This is a genomic window from Catellatospora sp. TT07R-123, from assembly GCF_018327705.1.
In the GTDB taxonomy this organism is placed as follows: domain Bacteria; phylum Actinomycetota; class Actinomycetes; order Mycobacteriales; family Micromonosporaceae; genus Catellatospora.
Window position 1 is genome coordinate 4,606,321 of sequence record NZ_BNEM01000001.1, and the last position, 20,523, is coordinate 4,626,843.

Below are 20,523 nucleotides of genomic sequence, written 5' to 3' on the forward strand. Positions count from 1 at the left end.
TGCGGTCAGGCCGGGCGGCGGCTGACCGCGGCGTACCAGACGGAGAGCAGTACGAAGCCGAGAGCGGTCGCGACCAGGCCGACGAAGGACTTGCCGTTGGGGGGCAGGATCAGCGCGGCGGTGAACAGGCCGCCCACCCAGAGCAGGTTGAACAGGGTGTCGTTAACGCTGAAGATGCGTCCGCGGTAGGCGTCTTCGCATTCGTGCTGCAACGTCGCATCCACGATGATCTTGATGCTCTGCGCCGCGACGTTGATGAGGAAGACAGCCACCAGCAGCGGCGTCTGCCGGAACGGCAGGCCGAACACCAGCACCACCACGCCGACGCCCGCGACCACGGCGATGAGCCAGCGCCGCCCGTCCCACCAGCGCACCGCCAGGGGTGTGACGACCGCGGCCAGGGCGACTCCGGCCGCGCCGAGGATCACCACCAGCCCCAGCGACAGCAGCGACTGCCCGGCCCGGTCCGTGCTGTTGCCGAAGTACCGGCTGTACAGCAGCAGCGTGGCCAGCGTGAGCACGCCGTACAGGTAGCGGTAGCCCGCCTGGAGCAGCATCACCTCGGCCGCCTTGCGGCGCCCGGCCAGGTGGCGCGCACCCGCGACCATCCCCCGGAACACCTCGACCAGGGCCTGCGCCAGGCTGCCGGTGCGCCGCTCCCCCGCCAGCGGGCCCAGCTCACCGGCCCGGAACAGCACCCGCGCGAGCAGGCCGGACAGCAGGTAGCCGATCGCGGCCGAGGCGCTGATCAGGCCGTACCCGTGGCGGTCGCCGCCGACGAGGTGGAAACCGATCACGACCGCCGAGCTGAACAGCCCGGTCGAGTAGCAGATCGTGCCCAGCGTCGAGGCGAGCGCGTTGGCCGGGACGAGCTTGCGGTCATCGACCACGTGCGGCAGCGCGGCGGACAGCCCGGCCAGGAAGAACCGGTTGATGGCGATGACGATCAGCGCGGAGACCGCGAACCCGACGCCCTGCAGCCCGGACCACAGCAGCGCCGCGCACGGGACCACCATCACCGCGCGGGCGATGTTGGCGAACGAGAGCGAGGCGCGGCGGTCCCAGCGGTCCAGCAGCACGCCGACATACGGGCCGAGCAGCGAGTACGGCAGCAGCAGGATGGCGAACCCGGCCGCGATCGCCACCGGGCTGGTCTGCTTCTCCGGGTTGAACAGCAGCGCCCCGCCCAGACCCGCCTGGAACCACCCGTCGGCGATCTGGCTGGTCAGCCGCACCGCCAGCAGCCGCCGGAACGGTCCGCCGGCCAGGATCGCGCGCGAGGACGCGACCGGCGCGGAACTGGCGGTCGTGTTCGGGATCACGGGGTGCGGCACGTCACCCACCCTACGTGGGTTCGGGCGGCGGTACGTGAACGCAACCGCGCCCCGGAGTGAACGGGGCCGGCGCCCCCGCCCTACAGCGGGAGACGCCGGCCCTGTGCGGAGCGGGAGGCTCAGCTCTCGCGGGCCGCCCCGGTGACCTTGGCCAGCAGCGCCGGCAGATCGATCCCGGTGAGGTCCGTGCCGAGCTGGAGGCCCTGCGCCACGTTGCTGGCGACCGACTTGGTCAGCGAGCTGGCACCGTCGGTGGAGATCACGGTCATCTTGTCGATGGCGCTCATCGGCGCGGCCGCCGCGGCCACCACCTGCGGCAGCACCTTGACCAGCAGGTCGAGCACAGCCGCCTCGTTGTACTGGGCGAACGCCTCGGCCTTCAGACGCATCGCCTCGGCCTCGGACTGCCCCGTGGCCAGGATCGCCGCGGCGTTGGCAGCACCTTCGCGCTCGACCGCCTCCGCGATGGCCGAACGGCGGCGCTGCTCCGCCTCACCTTCCTTGGCACCCTCGATGGCGTTCGCCTCGGCCAGCGCGGCACGCCGTGCCCGCTCGCCCTCACCCGTGAGGCGGGCCTGCTCGGCGTTGGCCTGCGCGGCGGCGATGGTCGCCTGGCGGGACGCGTCCGCGGCGAGGACCCGGGCGTTGCGGTCGGCCTCGGCCTCCTGCTCGACCTTGTATCGCGCCGCGTCGGCGGGCTTGCGCACCTCGGTGTCGAGCTGGCGCTGCTTGAGCTCGGCGTTCTGCTCGGCGACCTTGCGCTGCTCGGCGATGATGATCTGCTGCCGCTCGGCCTCGGCCAGCGGACCCGCTGCGGCGGAGACGGCCTTGGCGGCGTCGATCTCGGCCTGGATCCCGGCCTGCTTCAGGGCCAGGTTCCGCTGCGCCTCGGCGATCGACTCCTCGGACAGCAGTCGTGCCTGCTCGGCCTGCTGGCGGGCCACCGCCTCGGCGATGGCGGCGTCCTTGAGCACCCGGGCGGCCTCCGGCCGGCCCAGGTCCTGGAGGTATGACCCCTCGGCCAGGATGTCCTGCAACTGGAACGTGTCGAGCACCAGACCCTGGTTGGTCATCGAGTGCTCGGCTTCCTCGGCCACCGCGCTGGCGAACGCGGCCCGGTCCCGGATGATCTCCTCGATGGTGAGGCGGCCGACGATCGAGCGCAGCGCACCGGCGAGGACCTCGCGGGTGAACTCCTCGATCTCCGCCTGCTGGTGCAGGAAGCGCTGGGCGGCGGCGCGGATGGCGTCCTCGGTGCCGCCGACCTTCACGATCGCGACGCCCTGGAGGTTGGCGCGGATGCCCTGCTTGCTGACCGCACCGGTGATCTCGACGTGGATGCGCCGGCTGGACAGGTCGAGCACCTGGAGCTTCTGGACGACCGGAAGCACGAACACCGAGGCGCCCATGACGACCTTCTGGCCGGACAGATCGGTGGAGCGGACGCCGTCGGCGGTCTCGATCCGGCGGCCCTTGCGGCCGGTCACGATGAACGCCTCGTTGGGTCCGGCGACCTTGATCCGGGACAGCACGAACAGGACGATCAGGAGCAGCAGCAGTACGCCGCCGCCGATCGCGATGTAGAGGGGTGACATTGCCTTCCTTCTGACAGGGGCGGTCGCGCAGGCGTGCCGCGGGAGGGGGACCGAATTATTGCTCAGGCAGTTCTCGGACGAACACGCTGGTGTCGCTGATGGCCTCGATGACCAGGACTTTCGTCCCCAGCGCCACGGGCCGGTCGGCGCGGGCGCCCAGCTTCACCGGCTGCCCGCCGATGCGTACGCGGACCTCGCCGTAACCGCCTGCGGGCACGGGGGTCACCACGACGCCGCGGGTGCCGACGAGGTCGGCCCGGGTGGGGGTGCCGTCGGTGGGCATGTCGCCGAGGCGGTGCGCCAGCAGTCCCGTCAGCACCGCGACCGGCACCGCCGAGACCAGGCCCAGCGTGAGCACCACGACCAGGCTGACGTCGCCGCCGATCAGCTCGTTGAGGATGGCGGCGGCGAACCCGAACCCGCCGACGAACGCGGCCACGAGCTCGGTGGAGACGAACCCGTCACCGAGGTCGAGCAGGTCGCCACCGAGAATGGCGATCGCAGCCAGGACGATGCCCATGGCCCCGATGACCAGGAAGATCAGCGTCGCGGTACCCACGGCCCGAAAGGTAGCCCCCGCCCGCAAATCCCCAGCCCGCACGCCCCACACGTGCCCACCGCCCCGTCCGCTCGCCGGCGGCGTCTGGACTGAGGAGCGTGCCCGAGCCAAAGGCTCGGCAGCGACGAGGGAAGACGCCGCCTGAAAGGCGAGCGGACCGCGCCCGCGGAGGCGGGCGCCAGCAGCACAGCTACTCCAGCAGGTAGCCCATGATCTTCCAGGCGCCGATGCCGACCAGCGCCAGGGCCACGGCCAGGATGACGGTGGTGAACAGGCACGGCAGAGCCACGCCGCGGGACTTGGCGGGCGCCCGGTACGACCCGACCCATCGGGTGGGCGGACCGGACTTCTCGGCCTCGTCGGCGAGCTGCACGAGGCGCTGCGCGGCGGCCTCGGACAGGCCGACCGGGTCGCCGTCGAAGTGCAGCAGGCGCAGGCGCTGCCACGGGTCCGGATTGGCCTTGGCGAACGCGGCGAGCTCGGATTCCCGTACCTCTTCGGTCAGGAAGCCCCAGCGGCCCGCCTCGACGGGATTGCCCGTCTGCCGGTAGACGGAGGTCAGCAGCGCGCGGACCTCCAGGTCGTTGGGCAGCACCGCGAGCAGCGTCCGCAGTCGCTGAACAGCCACGTGGGTATGCCCGGCCGCGAGATCGGCGCGCACCCGGGCGAGTACGTCCGCCTTTGCCACGCCCTGATCCTTATGGACTGGTGCCCCTCACGCCAGAGGCATTTATAACGGCCGGGTCACAGAAAATTGAGGGGGCCGGCCTCATTGGCAGCAGCCCCGTCCTGTCAGAGCAGCCACTCCAGCACGGTCTGGGCGCCGACGACGGCGAGCAGAGCCAGCGCGACCAGGGCGGCGACCGCCGCCGCGGTGGTGAGCCGGCGTGGACCGTGCGGCGCGGCCGGTGCCGCGGCGCCGGCGGCGGCGTGCAGGGGTGCCAGCCGTACGCGGGAGATGTCGGTGGGGGCCTGGGCTCCGGCGGGCCAGCGCAGCGCGTCGAGGCGGCGGTGCGGCGGGTACCGGGTCTCGAACGCGGCCAGTTCGGCCGGGTCGGCGGATTCGTCCAGGTAGGACCAGCGGCCGGCTTCGACGGCGTTGCCGGTGGCCCGGTAGATCGCGGCCAGCCTGCGCCGCAGATCGAGGTCGGTGGGGTGCGCGGCGACCAGGCTGTGCATGCGCTGGATCGCCGGGTAGGTATGGCCTCTGGTTAGATCCTCGGCCACCCGGTCCATGAGATCTGACTTACCCATGGCTTCACTATGCATACTCTGGGGCACCGGGTCCATACGCTGAGCATGCCCAGAACTGGAACGTCAGCGGCCATTTACCACAGATGAAGGCCTATCTGCCGCGTGACGTTCGTCAATTTCCGCAGCAGATAGGCCATCGTCGGTTGAGTGAGTAATCCCGCTCACATCTTCATGTGCGGGCTACGAAATCAACGATTTACCGTGCCCTTGATGAAGCCCTCGACGGCCTGGTGGGCGTCGTGGTCGCTGTACTGCACCGGCGGCGACTTCATGAAGTAGCTCGAAGCGGACAGGATCGGGCCGCCGATCTTGCGGTCCAGCGCGATCTTCGCGGCGCGCACCGCGTCGATGATGACGCCGGCCGAGTTCGGCGAGTCCCACACCTCAAGCTTGAGCTCGGCGTTCAGCGGGGTGTCGCCGAACGAGCGGCCCTCCAGGCGGATGTAGGCCCACTTGCGGTCGTCCAGCCACGGCACGTGGTCCGACGGCCCGATGTGCACATCGCCCTTGGTCATCTCATGCGGGATCTGCGAGGTCACCGACTGCGTCTTCGAGATCTTCTTCGAGACCAGGCGCTTGCGCTCCAGCATGTTCATGAAGTCCATGTTGCCGCCGAAGTTCAGCTGGTAGGTGCGCAGCAGCTCGACGCCGCGGTCCTCGAACAGCTTGGCCAGCGCGCGGTGCACGATGGTGGCGCCGACCTGGCTCTTGATGTCGTCACCGACGATCGGCAGCCCGGCGTCCTCGAACTTCTTGGCCCACACCGGGTCGGAGGCGATGAAGACCGGCAGCGCGTTGACGAAGGCGCAGCCCGCGTCGATCGCCGCCTGGGCGTAGAACTTGTCCGCCTGCTCGGAGCCGACCGGCAGGTACGCCACCACGACGTCCACCTTGGCGTCCTTGAGGACCTTCACCACGTCGACCGGGGCGTCGTCAGACTCCTCGATCATCTCGCGGTAGTACTGGCCCAGGCCGTCGAAGGTCGGGCCGCGGTGCACGGTGACACCGGTCGGCGGCACGTCGCACAGCTTGATGGTGTTGTTCTCGCTGGCGACGATGGCCTCGGCCAGGTCCCGGCCGACCTTCTTCGCGTCCACGTCGAAGGCGGCGACGAACTCGACGTCGCGGACGTGGTAGCCGCCGAAGTCGACGTGCATCAGGCCGGGCACGCGGTCGGCGGGATCGGCGTCGCGGTAGTACTCCACGCCCTGGATCAGGGACGAGGCGCAGTTACCCACACCTACGATGGCAACGCGGACGGAGCCCATAGCTCCTGCCTCCTTCTCAATCTTCAGGCGGTCGGCCGGTCGGCCGGGCCGCCCAACTCACTCGGCGGAGTCGTCAGGGCCCGGTCGGGCCGTGAGCGGTCTTTCCAGGTCTGTGTCCGGCGCGGGGCCGGTGGCGCCGCGCGCCTGGGGCGAGCGGCCGGAGCGCTCGTTCGCGATCAGCTCCTCCAGCCAGCGGACCTCGCGGTCCGCGGCGTCGAAGCCGTGTCGCTGGAGCTCCAGGGTGTACGCGTCGAGCCGTACGGCCGCGCGGGCGAGCACCTCGCGGAAGCCCTCCCGGCGCTCCTCCACCTTGCGGCGGCGGCCCTCGAGGATGCGCAGGCGGATGTCGACGTCGGTCCGGGAGAAAAAGGCGAAGTGAACACCGAAGGCCGCATCCTCATACGCCTCCGGTCCCACCTGCGCCAGCAGGTCCTGGAACCGTTCCTTGCCCTCGGCTGTGATCTTGTAGACCACCCGTCCCCGACGGCTGGTCAGCGGTGGCACGCCGGCGTCGTCGGCGGGGGTCTCCCCCGCCTCCGTTATCCAGCCGGCGGTTTGCAACCGCCGCAGTGTGGGGTAGAGGGAGCCGTAGCTGATCGCCGCACGAATCGTCCCGAGCTTGGTGCTGAGCTGCTTGCGCAGCTCGTAGCCGTGCATCGGCGATTCGTGCAGGAGGCCGAGGATGGCGAGGTCGAGCAAGTCGGCCACCCCCTCCTCGTGCATGGTTCACACGGACGTTGACTTCACGATGTATCGCGCCGATACATCGTTACGTTAGAACGGAGCGACAGGTCTAGGCAATCCCCGGGTGCCCTTGATCACCGTGTCTGCGCAGGGCGCGGCGTTCGTCACGCTCTGTGACGGCGGTCGCGGCGGTCCCGACGACGGGTTACCCTGCTTTTCATGCGCGCGCAGCAACGGATCTCTGTGCCCCGAACCGGGGCGCTTACGGGGAGTCGCCCCCGTATGGATGGGTTCGTTGACTATGCCCTGCAGCGGCGGGCGCTGCTGCGGGAGGTGTACGCGGGAAGGGTCGGCACGTCAGAGGTCTGCGACGCGTCGCCCTACCTGAAGAGCGCGGCTCGGTTCCACGGCGAGACCACCGAGAAGCGGTGCCCCATCTGCCGTCGCGAGTTCGTGATCAACGTGCACTACATCTACGGCGATCAGCTGAAGCACGCCGCCGGCCAGGCTCGCACGCGCGCCGAGCTGGCGGCACTGGCCGACACGCTCGGTGAGTTCCAGGTATACGTGGTCGAGGTGTGCCGCGGCTGCAACTGGAACCACCTCGTGGAGCAGTACCTTCTTGGCCGAGCACACCGGATGGCGCCCCCGCTGTCCGAAGCTGGCGCCAGCGCCACATCCCCGACCGGAACGGTGTGACATGACTTCGTACGGCGACCCCAACGCCGGCAACGGGTACGACGACGAGTATTCCCGTCCCCCGTATCAGCCGCCGGCGTCGAACTCGGGCCGCGCTTCGGTGCCATCCGAGGACTACGGCTACGACTACTCCGACGGTCCGCAGGGTGATTCCGGTCACGCCGGCGGCTACGGGCAGCAGTCACACGGCCAGGGCGGCGGCTACGACCAGGGCGGCTACTCCCAGCAGGGCGGCTACGACCAGGGTTACGGCCAGCAGAGCGGTTACGGCCAGGACCAGGGTTACGGCCAGGACCAGGGCTACGGGCAGCAGGGCGCCGGCTACGGCCAGGCGCCGGTGAGCCCCGCCTCCGGCCGGGCCAGCGTGCCCAGTGCGGCCGGTCGGGCCACGGTCGGCGGCGGCGCGGGCCGGGCCAGCGTGCCGGGTGTCGCGGGCCGGGCCTCGGTGCGCCCCCCGTCGGTGCCGGACGAGGACCTGCCCGGCGGTTCCGCGCGTCCCGGCGGCAAGGGGAAGAAGGGCGCCCAGGGCGGTAAGAAGAAGCCCAAGCGCAAGCGGCTGAGCATCATCCTGTCGTCGATCGCGGTCTTCATCCTCCTGGCGGGCGGCGGCCTGATCGTCGGCACGTACTTCTACTCCTCGGTCCCCGAGCCTGCCGACTTCAGCTCGAACGAGAACACGTTCGTCTACGCCAGCGACGGCAAGACCCAGATCGCCAAGCTCGGCGGCGAGAACCGCGAGATCGTGCCGATGGGCACGCTCAGCGAGCAGGTGAAGGTCGCGCTGATCGCGGGCGAGGACAAGAACTTCTTCAACCACCACGGCATCGACATGTGGGGTATCGCCCGCGCCGCGTGGAACAACCTGACCGGCGGCGAGACCCAGGGCGCCTCGACCATCACCCAGCAGTACGCGCGTAACGCGGCCAAGGACCTCGAGGTCAGCTACGCCCGTAAGCTGCGCGAGGCGGTCATGGCCCGGCGCCTGGAGGACAAGTTCTCCAAGGACCAGATCCTCGGCTTCTACGTCAACACCGTCTGGTACGGCCGCGGCTCGTCCGGCGTCGGCGCGGCCTCGAAGGCGTACTTCGGCAAGCCCGCGGACAAGCTGACGATCGAGGAGGCCGCCGTTCTCGGCGGCGTGCTGAAGCAGCCCGAGCCGAACGAGAACGACGGCACCAAGGGCTTCGACCCCAACTTCAACATGGACGGGGCCAAGGAGCGCTGGAACTACGTCCTGAACAACATGGTCGAGATGGGCAAGCTCGACGCCGCCGCGCGCGCGGGCATGGTCTTCCCGGAGAAGTCGCTCAAGAAGTACTCCGCGCAGGCGGGTGAGCAGGGCATCACCGGCACCGGCACCGGCTTCGTCGTGCAGAAGTACGTCGACCGCGAGATGGCCGCCTGGGGCATCACCGACTGGCGCAACAAGGGCTACAAGATCATCACGACGATCGACGCCACGGCCCAGAAGGCGCTGGAGGCCCAGCTGTTCCGCGACTTCGAGCGCAAGGAGCAGTGCACCGGCGAGGGTGACAAGAAGGTCTGCAAGGACGTCATCGTCAAGCCGCTCGACCGGCCCGGCACGAAGATCAACGGATACCCGAAGAACGTCATCGCGGCCGGCGTCGCGATCGAACCGAAGACCGGCCGGGTGCTCGCCTACTACGGCGGCCCGAACGGCACCGGCATCGACTACGCGGGCAAGTTCGCCGAGGGCACCGAGTTCGAGGACGGCGGCCACCCGCCGGCGTCGTCGTTCAAGATCTACACCCTGACGGCGGCCCTGGAGAACGGCATCTCGATCAAGTCGATGTGGGACCCGACCCCGATCACGGAGAAGAACTGCAAGGACTACAACGCCTGCCCGTACCGGGTGCAGAACTCCGGTCGCGAGGTCAGCGCCATCGACTGCAAGACCAACTGCACCCTGCAGCACGTCACCGAGCTGTCGCTGAACGTCCCGTTCTTCAAGATCGCTAAGCAGATCGGGCCGGACAAGGTGCTCGACACCGCGCGCCGGGTCGGCATCACCACCATGTGGTCGACCAACGACGGCAAGGCCCGCCACCTGAACGACCCCGCCTTCGAGAACGACCCGGCCAAGGTCCGCGCCGCGTTCGACTACCAGATCGGCTACGGCCAGTACCCGATCACGGTGCTGGACCACGCGACCGGCGTGGCGACCCTGGCCAACCACGGCACGTACAACAAGCCGCACTTCGTGCTCCAGGTTCTGAAGAAGAACAAGGAGACCGGCCAGTACGAGAAGGTGCCCAACACCGGCGAGAAGCTGGACTCCAAGCAGACGATCCGCCCGGAGGTCGCCGACGAGGTCGCCGGCGTGCTGCGCAACATGCCGGCCCGCTACGGCCGGACGCTGGAGGGCGGCCGCGAGGCCGGCGCCAAGACCGGCACCTGGGAGTCGGTGAAGAAGAAGGGCGCCAACTCCAACGTCTGGACCGTCGGCTTCACCAACCAGATCGCGGCCGCGATCTGGGTCGGCAACAACGTCGGCGCCTCGGAACCGATCTACCAGAAGGACGGGCACACCAACATCGCCAGTGTCGGCCTGCCGGCCCAGATCTGGCAGGGCTTCATGAACGGCGCCAACAAGGGCAAGAAGATGGAGCCGATCGCCGACTGCACCTGTGGCGAGATCGGCTCGATCGAGGAGGGCGACGGCGTAGAGCCGACCCCGACCGCCCCGCCGACGCTGCCGAACGACGGCTGCGCGCTCGGCACGCTGTGCCCGACCCCCGACCCGTCCCAGTCGCCGGGCACCGGCGGCGGCAACGGCGGTGGGAACCCGAGCCCGCAACCATCGCGATCGTGCAAACCGACGAACCCGCTATGTAACAGGTGATCGGCGTAATCGCTGATCAGATGCCCTGAGAGGGGGTCCCGTCACGGGACCCCCTCTTTCTTTTCCCAATTGCCGCCCGCTACCTGGCGCCTTGCTGCGCTTCACAGATTTCTGAGGCAGGATGTCGGGCTATGAGTGATGTTCGTGAGCACGTCGCCTCACCCTCGACCGAGGACCCGTTCGTCCACGGCCTCAGCGAGGCGATCGGCGGCCCGCGCGGCGAGCACGCGGTGCCGCAGACCCCCGACCGCGGCGGCAGGTTCTGGACCGCCGCGCGGATCGTGCTCGCGCTCACCTGCCTGATGCTCGCGTTCCACTGGGTGCAGAAGTCGCCCTGCCAGGACGGCGCCTGGGCGGACTACAAGCAGTACACGCACTTCTGCTACACCGACGTGCTCGCGCTCTACTACGCCGAGCACCTCAACGAGGGCGCGGTGCCGTACGTCGACTACCCGGTCGAGTACCCGGTGCTCACCGGCGCCTTCATGGGCCTCATCGGCCTGCCCGTGCACGCGTTCGGCACGAAGAACGACATCAACCAGGCGCAGTACTTCTACAACGCCAACGCCCTGGTGCTGGGCGTCTTCGCGATCGCCACGGTCGCCATGATGCTCTCGCTGCGGCGGCGCAGACCATGGGACGCGGCGATGTTCGCCCTGTCCCCCGCGCTGCTGGTGACAGCCACGGTCAACTGGGACCTGCTGGCCATCGTGCTGGCGGTCGCGGGCGTCTGGTTCTGGGCCAAGCGGAACCCGATCGCCGCCGGGGCCATGCTCGGCCTGGGCATGGCCGCCAAACTATGGCCCGCGTTCCTGTTCCTGCCGTTGGCCGCGCTGGCCCTGCGGCCGGTGCGCGAGCTGACCGGCGAGGCGGACAACCCCCTGTTCGACTTCTGGCGCCGCCGGGAACTGATGCCGCTGCTCAAGGCCGTCGCGGCGGGTGCCGTGGCCTGGCTCGTGGTGAACGTGCCGGTGATGGTCACGCACTACGACAACTGGAAGCGGTTCCTCGATCTGAACACCGAGCGCGGCATCGACTGGGGCACGTCCTGGTACATCGGGCGCCACCTCGACCCGTCCGGCGCTACGATCTGGGACAAGGTGCCGCTGGTGACCAACCTGTCGCTGGCGCTGTTCGCCGCCTGCTGCGTCGGCATCCTGGTGCTGGCCCTGATGGCCAAGACCCCGCCCCGGGTGGCGCAGCTCGCGTTCCTGGTGGTGGCGCTGTTCCTGATCACCAACAAGGTCTGGTCGCAGCAGTTCACGCTGTGGCTGCTGCCGCTGCTGATCCTGGCGCGGCCCAAGTGGGTGTCGTTCCTGGTGTGGCAGGTCGCCGAGGTGATCTACTTCCTGGCCTTCTACGGCGAGCTGATGACCGCTTCCGGCAAGCCGGTGTTCCCGGAGGGCGTGTTCGTGCTGGCCTCCGCGATCCGGCTGATCGCCGTGGTGGCGCTGGTGGTGCTGGTGGTGCGCGACATCCTGCGGCCGGAGCTGGACGTGGTGCGGCGTACGTACGCCGACTCCGACACCCCCGACCCCGACGCCGGCCCGCTCAACCCGGACCCGGGCGCCCCGCCCGTCCTGGCCGCGGACGGCGGCAGCGGCAGGCTCGCCGTCGCCTGAAGCCGGTATACGAAGAGGCGCGGCCCCTGCTCCATCGGGAGCAGGGGCCGCGCCTCTTTACGGTCAGGACAGGGTGAAGGTCACCGCGTCGGCGGTCTCGGTGCGCTGGAGACCCAGGCCGTCCCCGGAGGCGGTCAGGGCCGCCTCGTACGGCGAGCCCTTGGCCTCCTCCTTGAGGACGACCACGGTCTTGACGCCGATCTGGCGCAGCCGGTCGACGCTGGCCTGGTCGGGGAAGTTCTTGGTCAGCTCCCGGATCTCGCCGAGGCTCTGCGGCTGGAAGCCGCTGTTGCCGTTGACGATGGGCTCGAACCGGTCGGTCGACCAGAGCATGACCTTCATGTCCATCAGCGGGTCGCTGGGCAGCACCAGCAGCGGGCCCTGGGCCGCGGCCATCGCGGCGGGCTGCTGCGGCACCACCGGGTGCTCGGTGATGTTCAGACCCTCGATCAGCACCAGCGCCAGCGGCAGGAACGTGGCCAGACGCAGCATCGGGTGCGGGCGGGACGGCACCCGCTCCACCGCGATCTGCTTGGCCTGCTCGACGAAGGCGGTCACCGCGCCCGCTGCCAGCAGCGCCAGCAGCAGGGTGGTCCAGACCACGAGGCGGCCCGGGGTGCGGATGGCGTCCCAGCCGGGCAGCACGTCGTACAGCCACAGGTAGCCGGGGCGGCCGCCGAAGAACTGGGTGCCCATGGCCAGCACGACGCTCAGCACCACGCCCGCGAACAGCAGCAGGCGCTGGCGCAGCGTCCAGACCGACAGGATCAGGCCGGCGATGGCCAGGCCGTACAGCACGAAGCCGGGCAGCAGGCTGGTCTCCCCCGCCGCCCAGCCCAGCGTCTCGCGGGCGCCGGAGTGGGCCTGGCCCCACAGCAGGTCCTGGGCCGGGCTGGTGAAGAAGCCGAGCGCGGGCGGGGAGTACCAGGACAGCTCGGCCTCGGAGCGCTGCGCGTACGGGTGCAGCTCGACGACCTTCAGGTACGGCAGCGCCATCAGCCCGCCGACGGCGGCGAACACGACCCCGCCGACCAGGTCGGCCGAGAACAGCTTCCAGCCGAAGGGCCGGTGCGCGCCGTTGCGGTAGCGGTACACGAACCAGAACACCAGGCTGACCAGCACGATCGCGGCCACCACGTACGCGAAGGGCAGGCCGATGCCGAAGCCGAGGCTGACCTGCCACGCCGCGACCAGCCAGCCCGCCAGCGCCCAGCCGGGCTTGCGCTTGTCCGGGTCGTAGCCGCCGCGCAGCGAGAAGCCGTGGCCGCGGGCGAGCATGGCCAGGGCCAGCGCGATGCCGCCGGTCGACATGATGTGCATGTGCCCGGCCTGGGCCAGGCGCCACGGGGCGTACGCGAACGCGGCACCCGCCACGGCCGCGCCGGTCTTGCCCGAGCCGAGCTGGCGGGCCAGCACGTACGCGCCGAAGAAGGCGAGCGCGTGCAGCAGGATGTACATCACGTTGTAGCGGACCAGCGCCGCCTGCATGCCGGTGCCGAACAGACCCGCGGGCGAGTAGCCGAGCAGGGTGTCGGAGAAGGCGAAGCTGTACGGCTCGGGGTAGAAGCTGTTGGAGTTCCACAGCTGCCCGATGTTGGTCTTGAGCGAGTGCCCGGACCAGGCCATCTGCCACGCCTGCAGGGTGGGGTCACCGGTGTCCTGCGGGATCGTGAACCTGGCGTACCACGCGGTGGGCCAGGTCATGATCACCGCGAGCGCCAGCGACACGTACGCCGCCAGCGCCCACTCGTGCACGACCACCCGCCAGGTGCGCCGCGCGAGGTGGCGCAGCCGGCCGGGGTTCTCCTCCGGGGCCGGGCTGAACCGGGCGAAGGCGTCCTCCTCGATCGGCTCGGGCTCCGGCGCAGGGTGGCGCGGAGTCACGGGCTCGTTCGCCACGGTGCTCTCGGTCCCAGTCACAGCTGACCTCTCACAGGTGTGCGCGCAGGTACGCGATGTCGGCCGACTGACCTTCCGCGCCGCCGGGGGTCTCCACCACCGCCGGAGCGCCGGACGCGCTGATGACAGCCGCGACCAGCTCGGGATCGATCATGCCGGGTTCACTCTTGCTCGTCAGATTGTCGTGCCGATCGCGCCCGGAGTCGAATTCGTCTCGCGATCCGTTCGCGTGGATCAGGTCGATCCGGCCGGTGATGGCCTTCACACGATCGACGATGTCGAGCAGGTCCTCGCCGCCCGCGTGCGCGTGGCAGGTGTCGAGGCAGAAGCCGACGCCGAAGTCGCCGACCGCGTCCCAGAGCCGGGACAGGTTGTCGAAGCGCCGGGCGCAGGCGTTGTCGCCGCCCGCGGTGTTCTCGATCAGGATCGGGGTCCCGGGAAGGACGGCGCCGCTGTCCTTGGCCTGCTGGAGGGCCTTGCGCCAGTTGTCGAACCCGGTCGCGAGGTCGTCGCCCTTGTCGACGTGGCCGCCGTGCACGATCAGCCCGGCGGCGCCGACCTCCGCGGCGCCCAGCACGTGCTGGATGAGCAGTTTGCGGCTCGGGATGCGGATCCGGTTGTTCGTGGTGGCCACGTTGATCCGGTAGGGCGCGTGGATGAAGACCTGGACCGCGCTCTCACGGATGGCCGCGAGGTCGGCACGCGGCACGGGCGGCTTCCACTCCTGCGGATCGGACAGGAAGAACTGGATGACGTCCGCGCCGCGCGCGGCCGCCTCCGCGAGCGGATCTTCGTAATCGACGTGAGCCCCGATAAGCATTCGACCAGTATTACCCGCCCCCGCCGACCTGTCGCGTGGTCGCAGGCGCAACCGGAGCGCAGTTGTCGCGTTGAGCTCAGTGCCGCACGTGGCTCCCCACGCTCCGCCGGTCGGGAGGCATGAGACGCGTGCCACCTCGCCCCCGCGAGGTGACCTGAACCGGGGCGCCTGCCCCAGGGGGAGAAATCCATGTCGTACGCCATTCGTCGACGTGCCGCCGCGTTCGCCGCGGCCGGCCTCCTGGCGGGCCTGCCGCTGCTGCTGGCGAGCCCGGCCGGGGCCGCCGAGCCGGAGGCCGCGCCGAACGTCGACTTCACCGGGGGCGGCCTGGGCGTGCTGCTGTGCGGCTCCAAGCCGACCACCATGAAGATCACCGTCGCCGCCGAGTCGAAGGTCAAGCTGACCAACGGCCTGGGCCAGAAGGCGACGCTGCAGATCGACGGCAAGGACAGCGCCGCGGTGTCGGACGGCGAGACGATCGAGGTGCAGTTCCACCGCGGCCCGGTCAAGGTCGCCATGGTCCCGGAGTGCCTGCTCAACCTGAACCCGAGCTTCGAACCGCTGACGGTCGACGTGGCGGCGCGTACCACACAGCCGACCGGCACGACCCCCACCACCGGCTCGACCCCGAACCCGAGCCGCAGCTCCGGCAGCACCTCGGGCAGCTCGTCGTCGACCAAGCCGAGCAAGAGCCGCGACAGCCACAGCAGCAGCCACGGGTCGTCGGCCAACAGCTCGGAACCCGCGCCGAGCGGCGACGACACCGCGATCCCGGAAGTGCCGAAGGACATCTTCAACCCGGACGACGAGCAGCCGGGGGCAGACCCGAGCCCCAGCAGCGCCGTCGTGGTGGGCGAGGGCAGCGGGAACAGCGGGCCCATGCAGGAGGCCAGCTTCCCGGTCGACAACGGGCCGATCGGACTTCTGGCAATTATCGCCACGGTGTGTGTCGTAGGCGTGGGTGCGGGTGCAATTCGGGCTATTATCGCTCAGCGGGCAACTCGGGCAGAGTTCGCGTAGCATCAACAGAGACTCCGCGGAGCGCTCTTTCCAACATCGTCGGTGTGGTCGTTCCTCCCCAGGTCCCACCCAGCGTCGGAAGAGCGCTCCGCGGTCTATTCCAGGACATTCATTCGGTACACGGCCGTCTCACCTGGGGCGGCCGTGTCGCATTGCCGACGGTGACACGGGTCATCCGCCCGGGGGTACGGGCGAAAGCGGGCGCACCATCCCGAGCAGGTAGTATGGGCGAGTTCTGTCCGCCGCGGGCCTATCCCGCGGCTTCTCGCAGAACGACGCAGACCTCCTGCCACGGAACGACCGTGGCCGATCAGCCCATAGGAGGTGAGTACGTCTTGCGTCACTACGAAGTCATGGTGATCCTCGACCCCAGTCTCGAGGAGCGCACCGTCGCACCGTCGCTGGACACGTACCTCAACGTGATCCGTACGTCGGGTGGCTCGGTTGAGAAGCTCGATGTGTGGGGCCGTCGCCGGCTCTCCTTCGAGATCAACAAGAAGGCCGAAGGTATCTACGCCGTCATCGACCTCCAGGCGTCGCCTGAGGCCGTGGCCGAGCTGGACCGCCAGCTGCGACTCAACGAGTCGGTGCTGCGTACCAAGGTCATCCGTCCGGAAGTTCGCTGAGCTTCCTCCCGGATACGCAACGCCCGGACCGCTTCACGTGTGCTGTCGCATCCCTGTGGGAACCTTTGCGGCAGAACATATGTGAACCGAGGAGAAGGTCATGGCTGGAGAAACCACCATCACGGTCATCGGCAACCTGACCGACGACCCTGAGCTGCGCTTCACCCCGTCGGGTGCGGCAGTGGCGAAGTTCCGCGTCGCATCCACCCCGCGCACGCTCGACCGGGCCTCCGGCGAGTGGAAGGACGGCGAGCCGCTCTTCCTGCAGTGCTCGGTGTGGCGTCAGGTCGCGGAGAACGTCGCCGAGTCGCTGCAGCGGGGTTCCCGCGTCATCATCTCGGGACGGCTGCGCCAGCGGTCGTACGAGACGAAGGAAGGCGAGAAGCGCACTGTCTTCGAGCTGGAGGTCGACGAGATCGGCCCGTCGCTGCGGTATGCCACGGCGAAGGTGCAGAAGATGTCGCGCTCCGGTGGCAGTGGTGGCGGCTACGGCTCCGGCTCCGGCGGTAACAGCTCCGGCGGGGGCGGCGGCGGAGGTTTCGCCGACGACCCGTGGGCTACCGCCTCTCCGGCCGGCGGTTCGGGTGGCAACTTCGACGACGAGCCACCGTTCTGACGGATGATCCGGCCGCTTCGCGGCGGACCGTCAGAGAATGCAGAGACTTGAGGAACATGAAAATGGCGAAGGCTGCGGCCCTCCGCAAACCGAAGAAGAAGGTGAACCCGCTCGACAAGGAGGGGATCACCTACATCGACTACAAGGACACCGCGCTGCTGCGCAAGTTCATCTCCGACCGCGGCAAGATCCGCGCTCGGCGGGTGACCGGCGTGACCACGCAGCAGCAGCGGCAGATCGCTCGTGCGGTCAAGAACGCCCGTGAGATGGCGCTCCTGCCGTACACCACCACGGGTCGCTGAGAGGGGGCACCGCAATGAAGATCATTCTTACGCACGAGGTGTCCGGTCTCGGCACCCCGGGTGACATCGTCGAGGTCAAGGACGGTTTCGGCCGTAACTACCTGCTGCCCCAGGGCTTCGCGATCGCGTGGACCAAGGGCGCCGAGAAGCAGGTCTCCTCGATCAAGCGGGCCCGCGCGGCCCGTGAGGTCAAGGACCTGGGCCACGCCAACGAGCTGAAGTCGGCGCTGGAGGGCCTGAAGGTCACCCTGCAGGCTCGCGCCGGCCAGGGCGGCCGCCTGTTCGGTTCGGTCACCGCGAACGAGATCGCCGACGCCGTGAAGTCGGCCGGCGGTCCCGCGCTCGACAAGCGGAAGATCGAGCTGCCGGGCCACATCAAGACGACCGGTGGTTACACGGTGCAGATCAAGCTGCACCCGGACGTGACCGCCAAGTTCAACCTGAACGTGGTCGCCGCCAAGTAAGCGGAACGCATCGCGGCCCCCGGGACACCGTCCCGGGGGCCGCGATCGTCTGCTCAGCGGCCCAGCAGCGGCTGGGCGTCGTGGATCATGTCGGCGAGGTCGTCGACCGCGCGGTCGTCCAGCTCGCCCGCGGCCGTGTCGGCGATGCGGGCCAGCTCGGCCACGTCCGGGCGGCCGTCGGCGCCGCCGCGCAGCGCCACCGCGAAGAAGGCCGCCGCGTAGCAGACCCGCAGCCGCGGGTCGGCCCGGTCGAACGTGCCGTCCAGGTCGGCGGCCTCGACCGACTCGTACGCCTCGGACGCCTCCTTGCTCACCGGGTCCAGCCAGCGGACCCGCACCTGCGCCACCCGGCCGCGCGCCTCGGGCACCAGCTTGACCAGGTACAGCGCGGTCACCGAGTGCCCCGGGCCGACCTCGCCGCCGTCGACGCGGTCGTTGCGGAAGTCCTGGTCGGCGACGCGGCGGTCGTCGTACCCGATGAGCTGGTAGCTCTCGACGGTCGCGGAGTCGAACGTGACCTGGGCCTTGGCGTCGAGTGCGCGCAGCGACAGCGTCGCGGGCAGCCTGCGGACGAAGACGTCGCGGGCCTGGCGCCGCTCGGAGACGTACACGACGAACCCGTCGCCGCGGTCGGCCAGCCGCTCCATCAGCGCGTCGCCGTAGTCGCTGCCGACGCCTACGCCCAGCAGCGCGATCTGCTTGTCGGCCTCCGCGCGCACCTGGCGCAGCATCCGGTCGGCGTCGGTGTTTCCGGTGTTGGCCAGGCCGTCCGAGAGCAGGATCACCCGGTTGCTGTAGCCGTCGCGGAAGCCGTCCCGCGCGGTCTGGTAGCCGGTCACCAGGCCCGCGCCCAGGTTGGTGCTGCCGCCCGCGCGCAGCGAGTCGATCGCGGCGTGCAGGTCCTCCTTCTCCGACACCCGGGTCATCCGGCGCACCACCTTCGCGCTGTCGTTGAAGGTGACGATCGCGACCGCGTCGGTCGGGCGGAGCTGGTCGACCAGGGTGTGCAGCGCGTCGGAGACCAGGTCGAGCCGGCCGGGGTCGCCCATCGAGCCGGACACGTCGATCACGAACGTCAGCGCGGCGTCCCTACGCTGCCCGGCGTCCTCGGCGCGGGTCTGCAAACCGATGCGCAGCAGCCGCAGCGACGACGAGCCCGCATGGCTTCCGGGCACCCGCGTGCCGTCCACGTGCACCGCGAACCCGTCGCCGCGGGGCTGCGGATAGTGCTGGTCGAAGGCGTTGACGAACTCCTCGGGGCGCACGGTGTTCGCGTCGGGCAGCCGCCCGTCGGCGATCCGGCCCGCCGCGTACGTGTAGGAGGCGGTGTCCACGTCCAGGGCGAAGGTGGACTGGTTGTCGCGCTGGGGGTCGACGGCGGCGCCCTGGTCGCGGTCGGCCCCGGCCTGCGGTCCGGGCGGGGCTGGGCGGTCGGCGGAGGTCGAGGGTTCGCCCGCGGAGCAGCCTGCCGCGGCGAGCGCGACGGCGAGCAGGATGGCGGGGGCGCTGAGTCGCTTCATGCACCCATGGACGGGCCTGACAAGATCAAAAGCTCGTGATGTGTCGTACCTGAGACACAAGCGGAACCAATCGCGACACTCCTGACACCTGGCTGTTATCCGCCCGGACCGGGATGCAGCACCTTCCGGGAAACCGCGCCCACGCGGCCCTACCCGCGCACTGCCCCTCCGCCCCGCCACGCGCGGGTGGCTGCGACGCGTGCAGTTTCGGGGGAACTGCTGGAATCAGGCCACCTATTCGGGCCGTTTCCCCGAAACTGCGGCAACGAACGCGCGGCGCGGCGCCAGGCGGCGCGCACGCGGCGCGACGGGGCGTCAGGTGATGCTGAGCAGGACGGTGGCGGCGCCGCCGGCGACGACGGCGGCGCAGAAGCCGATGGTCGCGGCGCGCCAGGTGTCGCTGGCCCAGCGGAGCACGGCCGCCACCGCGAGCGCGCCACCCAGGGCCAGCGCCCAGCGCGGCGACGAGGAGATCAGGTCGCCCAGCGCCGCGGAGCGCTTGGATTCGCAGCCGCCGAGCCCGACCGCCAGGCACGCGGGGTCGGGGGTGCCGGGCAGCAGCAGCGCCCGCCCGAGCAGGACCAGTAGTGGCACGGCGAACCACCCGGTGGCCCACAGCAGCGCCGACCAGTAGTCGCGCTCGCCCGGCCCCTGGTCAGGCGCCGGGGCGTGAGCCGTGCGGGCCTCCGGCGGGGGGTGCTCGGCGAGGTTGTCCGGCCACCGGTCGTCCTCGTACGGCTCGTAGGCCTCGTGGGTGACGTAGGTGTGGAAGCCGCGGTCGTCGCGGTCGTCGTAGGACGGCTGGCCGTAGCGGTCGGCGGCGGAGCGCTGGCGCGGCACGGCCCGGTCGTCCGGATCGCCCCAGCCGCCGGCCCGGGTGTTGGGCGCGCCGTACGGCACCTGCCCCCACCCCTCGGGCTGCGACTGCCGGTCCGGATATCCCACGCGGGCAGCGTGGCCGAGACCGATGTCCCGGGCAATCGGCCGAACCGGCGAAAATCGGCGGACAACGATGTCATGATCTACGCCACGCCCGATCCGAAAATCTTGGCGATAATCTTGTGTGCACACCCTGTGTGTAGTGTTTTCCCAGGTCAGAGCGTTATGCACATCTTGTGGAATGCGCCTGTCCACAGGTTGTGCACAGCATCCCCCACAGGTCTTCCGGGGTTGTCCACAGGGTTGTCCGCAGGTCTGTCCACCGGGGTGTTTGTGCCCGGGCGGCGGCCCGCCTAGGGTCAATCAGATCCGCGAAAGTAGGGGGAGGCGCCGTGACGACAGTGGGTGACGGCGTACGGGGACAGGTCCTCGCGACCCAGCCTCCAGCCCCCGACCAGGCGGTCTACGAGCGCACTCCGCCGCAGGACGTGGCGGCCGA

19 protein-coding genes are annotated in these 20,523 nt (G+C 69.8%); 8 read left to right on the top strand and 11 right to left on the bottom strand.

Annotation, left to right across the window (positions count from 1 at the left end):
• Positions 1 to 5 precede the first annotated feature (5 nt).
• From Cs7R123_RS20000 to Cs7R123_RS20030, 7 genes are all read right to left on the bottom strand, one after another.
• Positions 6 to 1,334 carry an MFS transporter gene (locus Cs7R123_RS20000; RefSeq protein WP_212828554.1) on the bottom strand — a complete coding sequence of 443 codons (1,329 nt, stop codon included), beginning with the start codon at positions 1,332 to 1,334 and terminating at the stop codon, positions 6 to 8.
• A gap of 119 nt (positions 1,335 to 1,453) precedes the next feature.
• On the bottom strand, positions 1,454 to 2,929 hold the full coding sequence (locus Cs7R123_RS20005) for a flotillin family protein (RefSeq protein WP_212828556.1): 1,476 nt from the start codon (positions 2,927 to 2,929) through the stop codon (positions 1,454 to 1,456).
• A 55-nt stretch (positions 2,930 to 2,984) separates the two neighbouring features.
• On the bottom strand, positions 2,985 to 3,488 hold the full coding sequence (locus Cs7R123_RS20010) for a hypothetical protein (protein WP_244871929.1): 504 nt from the start codon (positions 3,486 to 3,488) through the stop codon (positions 2,985 to 2,987).
• A 190-nt stretch (positions 3,489 to 3,678) separates the two neighbouring features.
• Positions 3,679 to 4,176 carry a DUF6584 family protein gene (locus tag Cs7R123_RS20015; protein ID WP_212828559.1) on the bottom strand — a complete coding sequence of 166 codons (498 nt, stop codon included), beginning with the start codon at positions 4,174 to 4,176 and terminating at the stop codon, positions 3,679 to 3,681.
• A 104-nt stretch (positions 4,177 to 4,280) separates the two neighbouring features.
• Positions 4,281 to 4,742: a DUF6584 family protein gene (locus tag Cs7R123_RS20020; RefSeq protein ID WP_212828560.1), complete on the bottom strand. Its 462-nt coding sequence runs from the start codon at positions 4,740 to 4,742 to the stop codon at positions 4,281 to 4,283.
• 188 nt (positions 4,743 to 4,930) lie between these two features.
• Positions 4,931 to 6,010 (bottom strand): inositol-3-phosphate synthase, encoded by a 1,080-nt coding sequence (locus tag Cs7R123_RS20025; protein ID WP_212828561.1) that lies wholly within the window; start codon positions 6,008 to 6,010, stop codon positions 4,931 to 4,933.
• Positions 6,011 to 6,067: 57 nt separating this feature from the next.
• A complete protein-coding gene (locus tag Cs7R123_RS20030) occupies positions 6,068 to 6,709 on the bottom strand; it encodes a PadR family transcriptional regulator (protein WP_308442890.1) in 642 nt (213 codons plus the stop codon).
• A gap of 267 nt (positions 6,710 to 6,976) precedes the next feature.
• Here Cs7R123_RS20030 and Cs7R123_RS20035 point away from each other — a divergent pair, with 267 nt between their 5' ends.
• The 3 genes from Cs7R123_RS20035 (at position 6,977) to Cs7R123_RS20045 (ending at position 11,878) form a co-directional block, all read left to right on the top strand.
• A complete protein-coding gene (locus Cs7R123_RS20035; protein WP_212828562.1) occupies positions 6,977 to 7,393 on the top strand; it encodes a DUF5318 family protein in 417 nt (138 codons plus the stop codon).
• 1 nt (position 7,394) lies between these two features.
• On the top strand, positions 7,395 to 10,256 hold the full coding sequence (locus Cs7R123_RS20040; protein ID WP_212828563.1) for a transglycosylase domain-containing protein: 2,862 nt from the start codon (positions 7,395 to 7,397) through the stop codon (positions 10,254 to 10,256).
• A 131-nt stretch (positions 10,257 to 10,387) separates the two neighbouring features.
• Positions 10,388 to 11,878, top strand: a complete 1,491-nt coding sequence (locus Cs7R123_RS20045; protein WP_212828564.1) for a glycosyltransferase family 87 protein — start codon at positions 10,388 to 10,390, stop codon at positions 11,876 to 11,878.
• A 63-nt stretch (positions 11,879 to 11,941) separates the two neighbouring features.
• Here the strand turns inward: Cs7R123_RS20045 and Cs7R123_RS20050 are convergent, their stop codons facing one another.
• Together Cs7R123_RS20050 and Cs7R123_RS20055 are read right to left on the bottom strand one after the other, a co-directional pair.
• Positions 11,942 to 13,777 carry a hypothetical protein gene (locus tag Cs7R123_RS20050; protein WP_244871930.1) on the bottom strand — a complete coding sequence of 612 codons (1,836 nt, stop codon included), beginning with the start codon at positions 13,775 to 13,777 and terminating at the stop codon, positions 11,942 to 11,944.
• Positions 13,778 to 13,808: 31 nt separating this feature from the next.
• Positions 13,809 to 14,597 carry a deoxyribonuclease IV gene (locus tag Cs7R123_RS20055; protein ID WP_212829295.1) on the bottom strand — a complete coding sequence of 263 codons (789 nt, stop codon included), beginning with the start codon at positions 14,595 to 14,597 and terminating at the stop codon, positions 13,809 to 13,811.
• Positions 14,598 to 14,786: 189 nt separating this feature from the next.
• Here Cs7R123_RS20055 and Cs7R123_RS20060 point away from each other — a divergent pair, with 189 nt between their 5' ends.
• The 5 genes from Cs7R123_RS20060 to rplI all read left to right on the top strand — a co-directional run bounded on the left by Cs7R123_RS20060 (position 14,787) and on the right by rplI (position 17,625).
• Positions 14,787 to 15,617 carry a hypothetical protein gene (locus Cs7R123_RS20060; protein ID WP_212828565.1) on the top strand — a complete coding sequence of 277 codons (831 nt, stop codon included), beginning with the start codon at positions 14,787 to 14,789 and terminating at the stop codon, positions 15,615 to 15,617.
• 335 nt (positions 15,618 to 15,952) lie between these two features.
• A complete protein-coding gene (gene rpsF, locus Cs7R123_RS20065) occupies positions 15,953 to 16,243 on the top strand; it encodes a 30S ribosomal protein S6 (RefSeq protein WP_212829296.1) in 291 nt (96 codons plus the stop codon).
• Positions 16,244 to 16,343: 100 nt separating this feature from the next.
• On the top strand, positions 16,344 to 16,859 hold the full coding sequence (locus Cs7R123_RS20070) for a single-stranded DNA-binding protein (RefSeq protein WP_212828566.1): 516 nt from the start codon (positions 16,344 to 16,346) through the stop codon (positions 16,857 to 16,859).
• A gap of 62 nt (positions 16,860 to 16,921) precedes the next feature.
• A complete protein-coding gene (gene rpsR, locus Cs7R123_RS20075) occupies positions 16,922 to 17,161 on the top strand; it encodes a 30S ribosomal protein S18 (protein ID WP_120317647.1) in 240 nt (79 codons plus the stop codon).
• 14 nt (positions 17,162 to 17,175) lie between these two features.
• Positions 17,176 to 17,625, top strand: a complete 450-nt coding sequence (rplI, locus tag Cs7R123_RS20080) for a 50S ribosomal protein L9 (RefSeq protein ID WP_212828568.1) — start codon at positions 17,176 to 17,178, stop codon at positions 17,623 to 17,625.
• A gap of 53 nt (positions 17,626 to 17,678) precedes the next feature.
• Here the strand turns inward: rplI and Cs7R123_RS20085 are convergent, their stop codons facing one another.
• Positions 17,679 to 19,145, bottom strand: a complete 1,467-nt coding sequence (locus Cs7R123_RS20085) for a von Willebrand factor type A domain-containing protein (protein ID WP_212828573.1) — start codon at positions 19,143 to 19,145, stop codon at positions 17,679 to 17,681.
• A 315-nt stretch (positions 19,146 to 19,460) separates the two neighbouring features.
• Positions 19,461 to 20,090, bottom strand: a complete 630-nt coding sequence (locus tag Cs7R123_RS20090; protein WP_212828574.1) for a hypothetical protein — start codon at positions 20,088 to 20,090, stop codon at positions 19,461 to 19,463.
• Between the last annotated feature and the right edge of the window lie 433 nt (positions 20,091 to 20,523).

Excerpts from the sequence above, each read along its gene's own strand:
- Cs7R123_RS20005 (WP_212828556.1), bottom strand. The coding sequence starts at position 2,929 with ATGTCACCCCTCTACATCGCGATCGGCGGCGGCGTACTGCTGCTGCTC.
- Cs7R123_RS20020 (WP_212828560.1), bottom strand. The coding sequence starts at position 4,742 with ATGGGTAAGTCAGATCTCATGGACCGGGTGGCCGAGGATCTAACCAGA.
- Cs7R123_RS20025 (WP_212828561.1), bottom strand. The coding sequence starts at position 6,010 with ATGGGCTCCGTCCGCGTTGCCATCGTAGGTGTGGGTAACTGCGCCTCG.
- Cs7R123_RS20035 (WP_212828562.1), top strand. The coding sequence starts at position 6,977 with ATGGATGGGTTCGTTGACTATGCCCTGCAGCGGCGGGCGCTGCTGCGG.
- Cs7R123_RS20040 (WP_212828563.1), top strand. The coding sequence starts at position 7,395 with ATGACTTCGTACGGCGACCCCAACGCCGGCAACGGGTACGACGACGAG.
- Cs7R123_RS20045 (WP_212828564.1), top strand. The coding sequence starts at position 10,388 with ATGAGTGATGTTCGTGAGCACGTCGCCTCACCCTCGACCGAGGACCCG.
- Cs7R123_RS20055 (WP_212829295.1), bottom strand. The coding sequence starts at position 14,597 with ATGCTTATCGGGGCTCACGTCGATTACGAAGATCCGCTCGCGGAGGCG.
- Cs7R123_RS20060 (WP_212828565.1), top strand. The coding sequence starts at position 14,787 with ATGTCGTACGCCATTCGTCGACGTGCCGCCGCGTTCGCCGCGGCCGGC.
- Cs7R123_RS20070 (WP_212828566.1), top strand. The coding sequence starts at position 16,344 with ATGGCTGGAGAAACCACCATCACGGTCATCGGCAACCTGACCGACGAC.
- rpsR (WP_120317647.1), top strand. The coding sequence starts at position 16,922 with ATGGCGAAGGCTGCGGCCCTCCGCAAACCGAAGAAGAAGGTGAACCCG.
- rplI (WP_212828568.1), top strand. The coding sequence starts at position 17,176 with ATGAAGATCATTCTTACGCACGAGGTGTCCGGTCTCGGCACCCCGGGT.
- Cs7R123_RS20085 (WP_212828573.1), bottom strand. The coding sequence starts at position 19,145 with ATGAAGCGACTCAGCGCCCCCGCCATCCTGCTCGCCGTCGCGCTCGCC.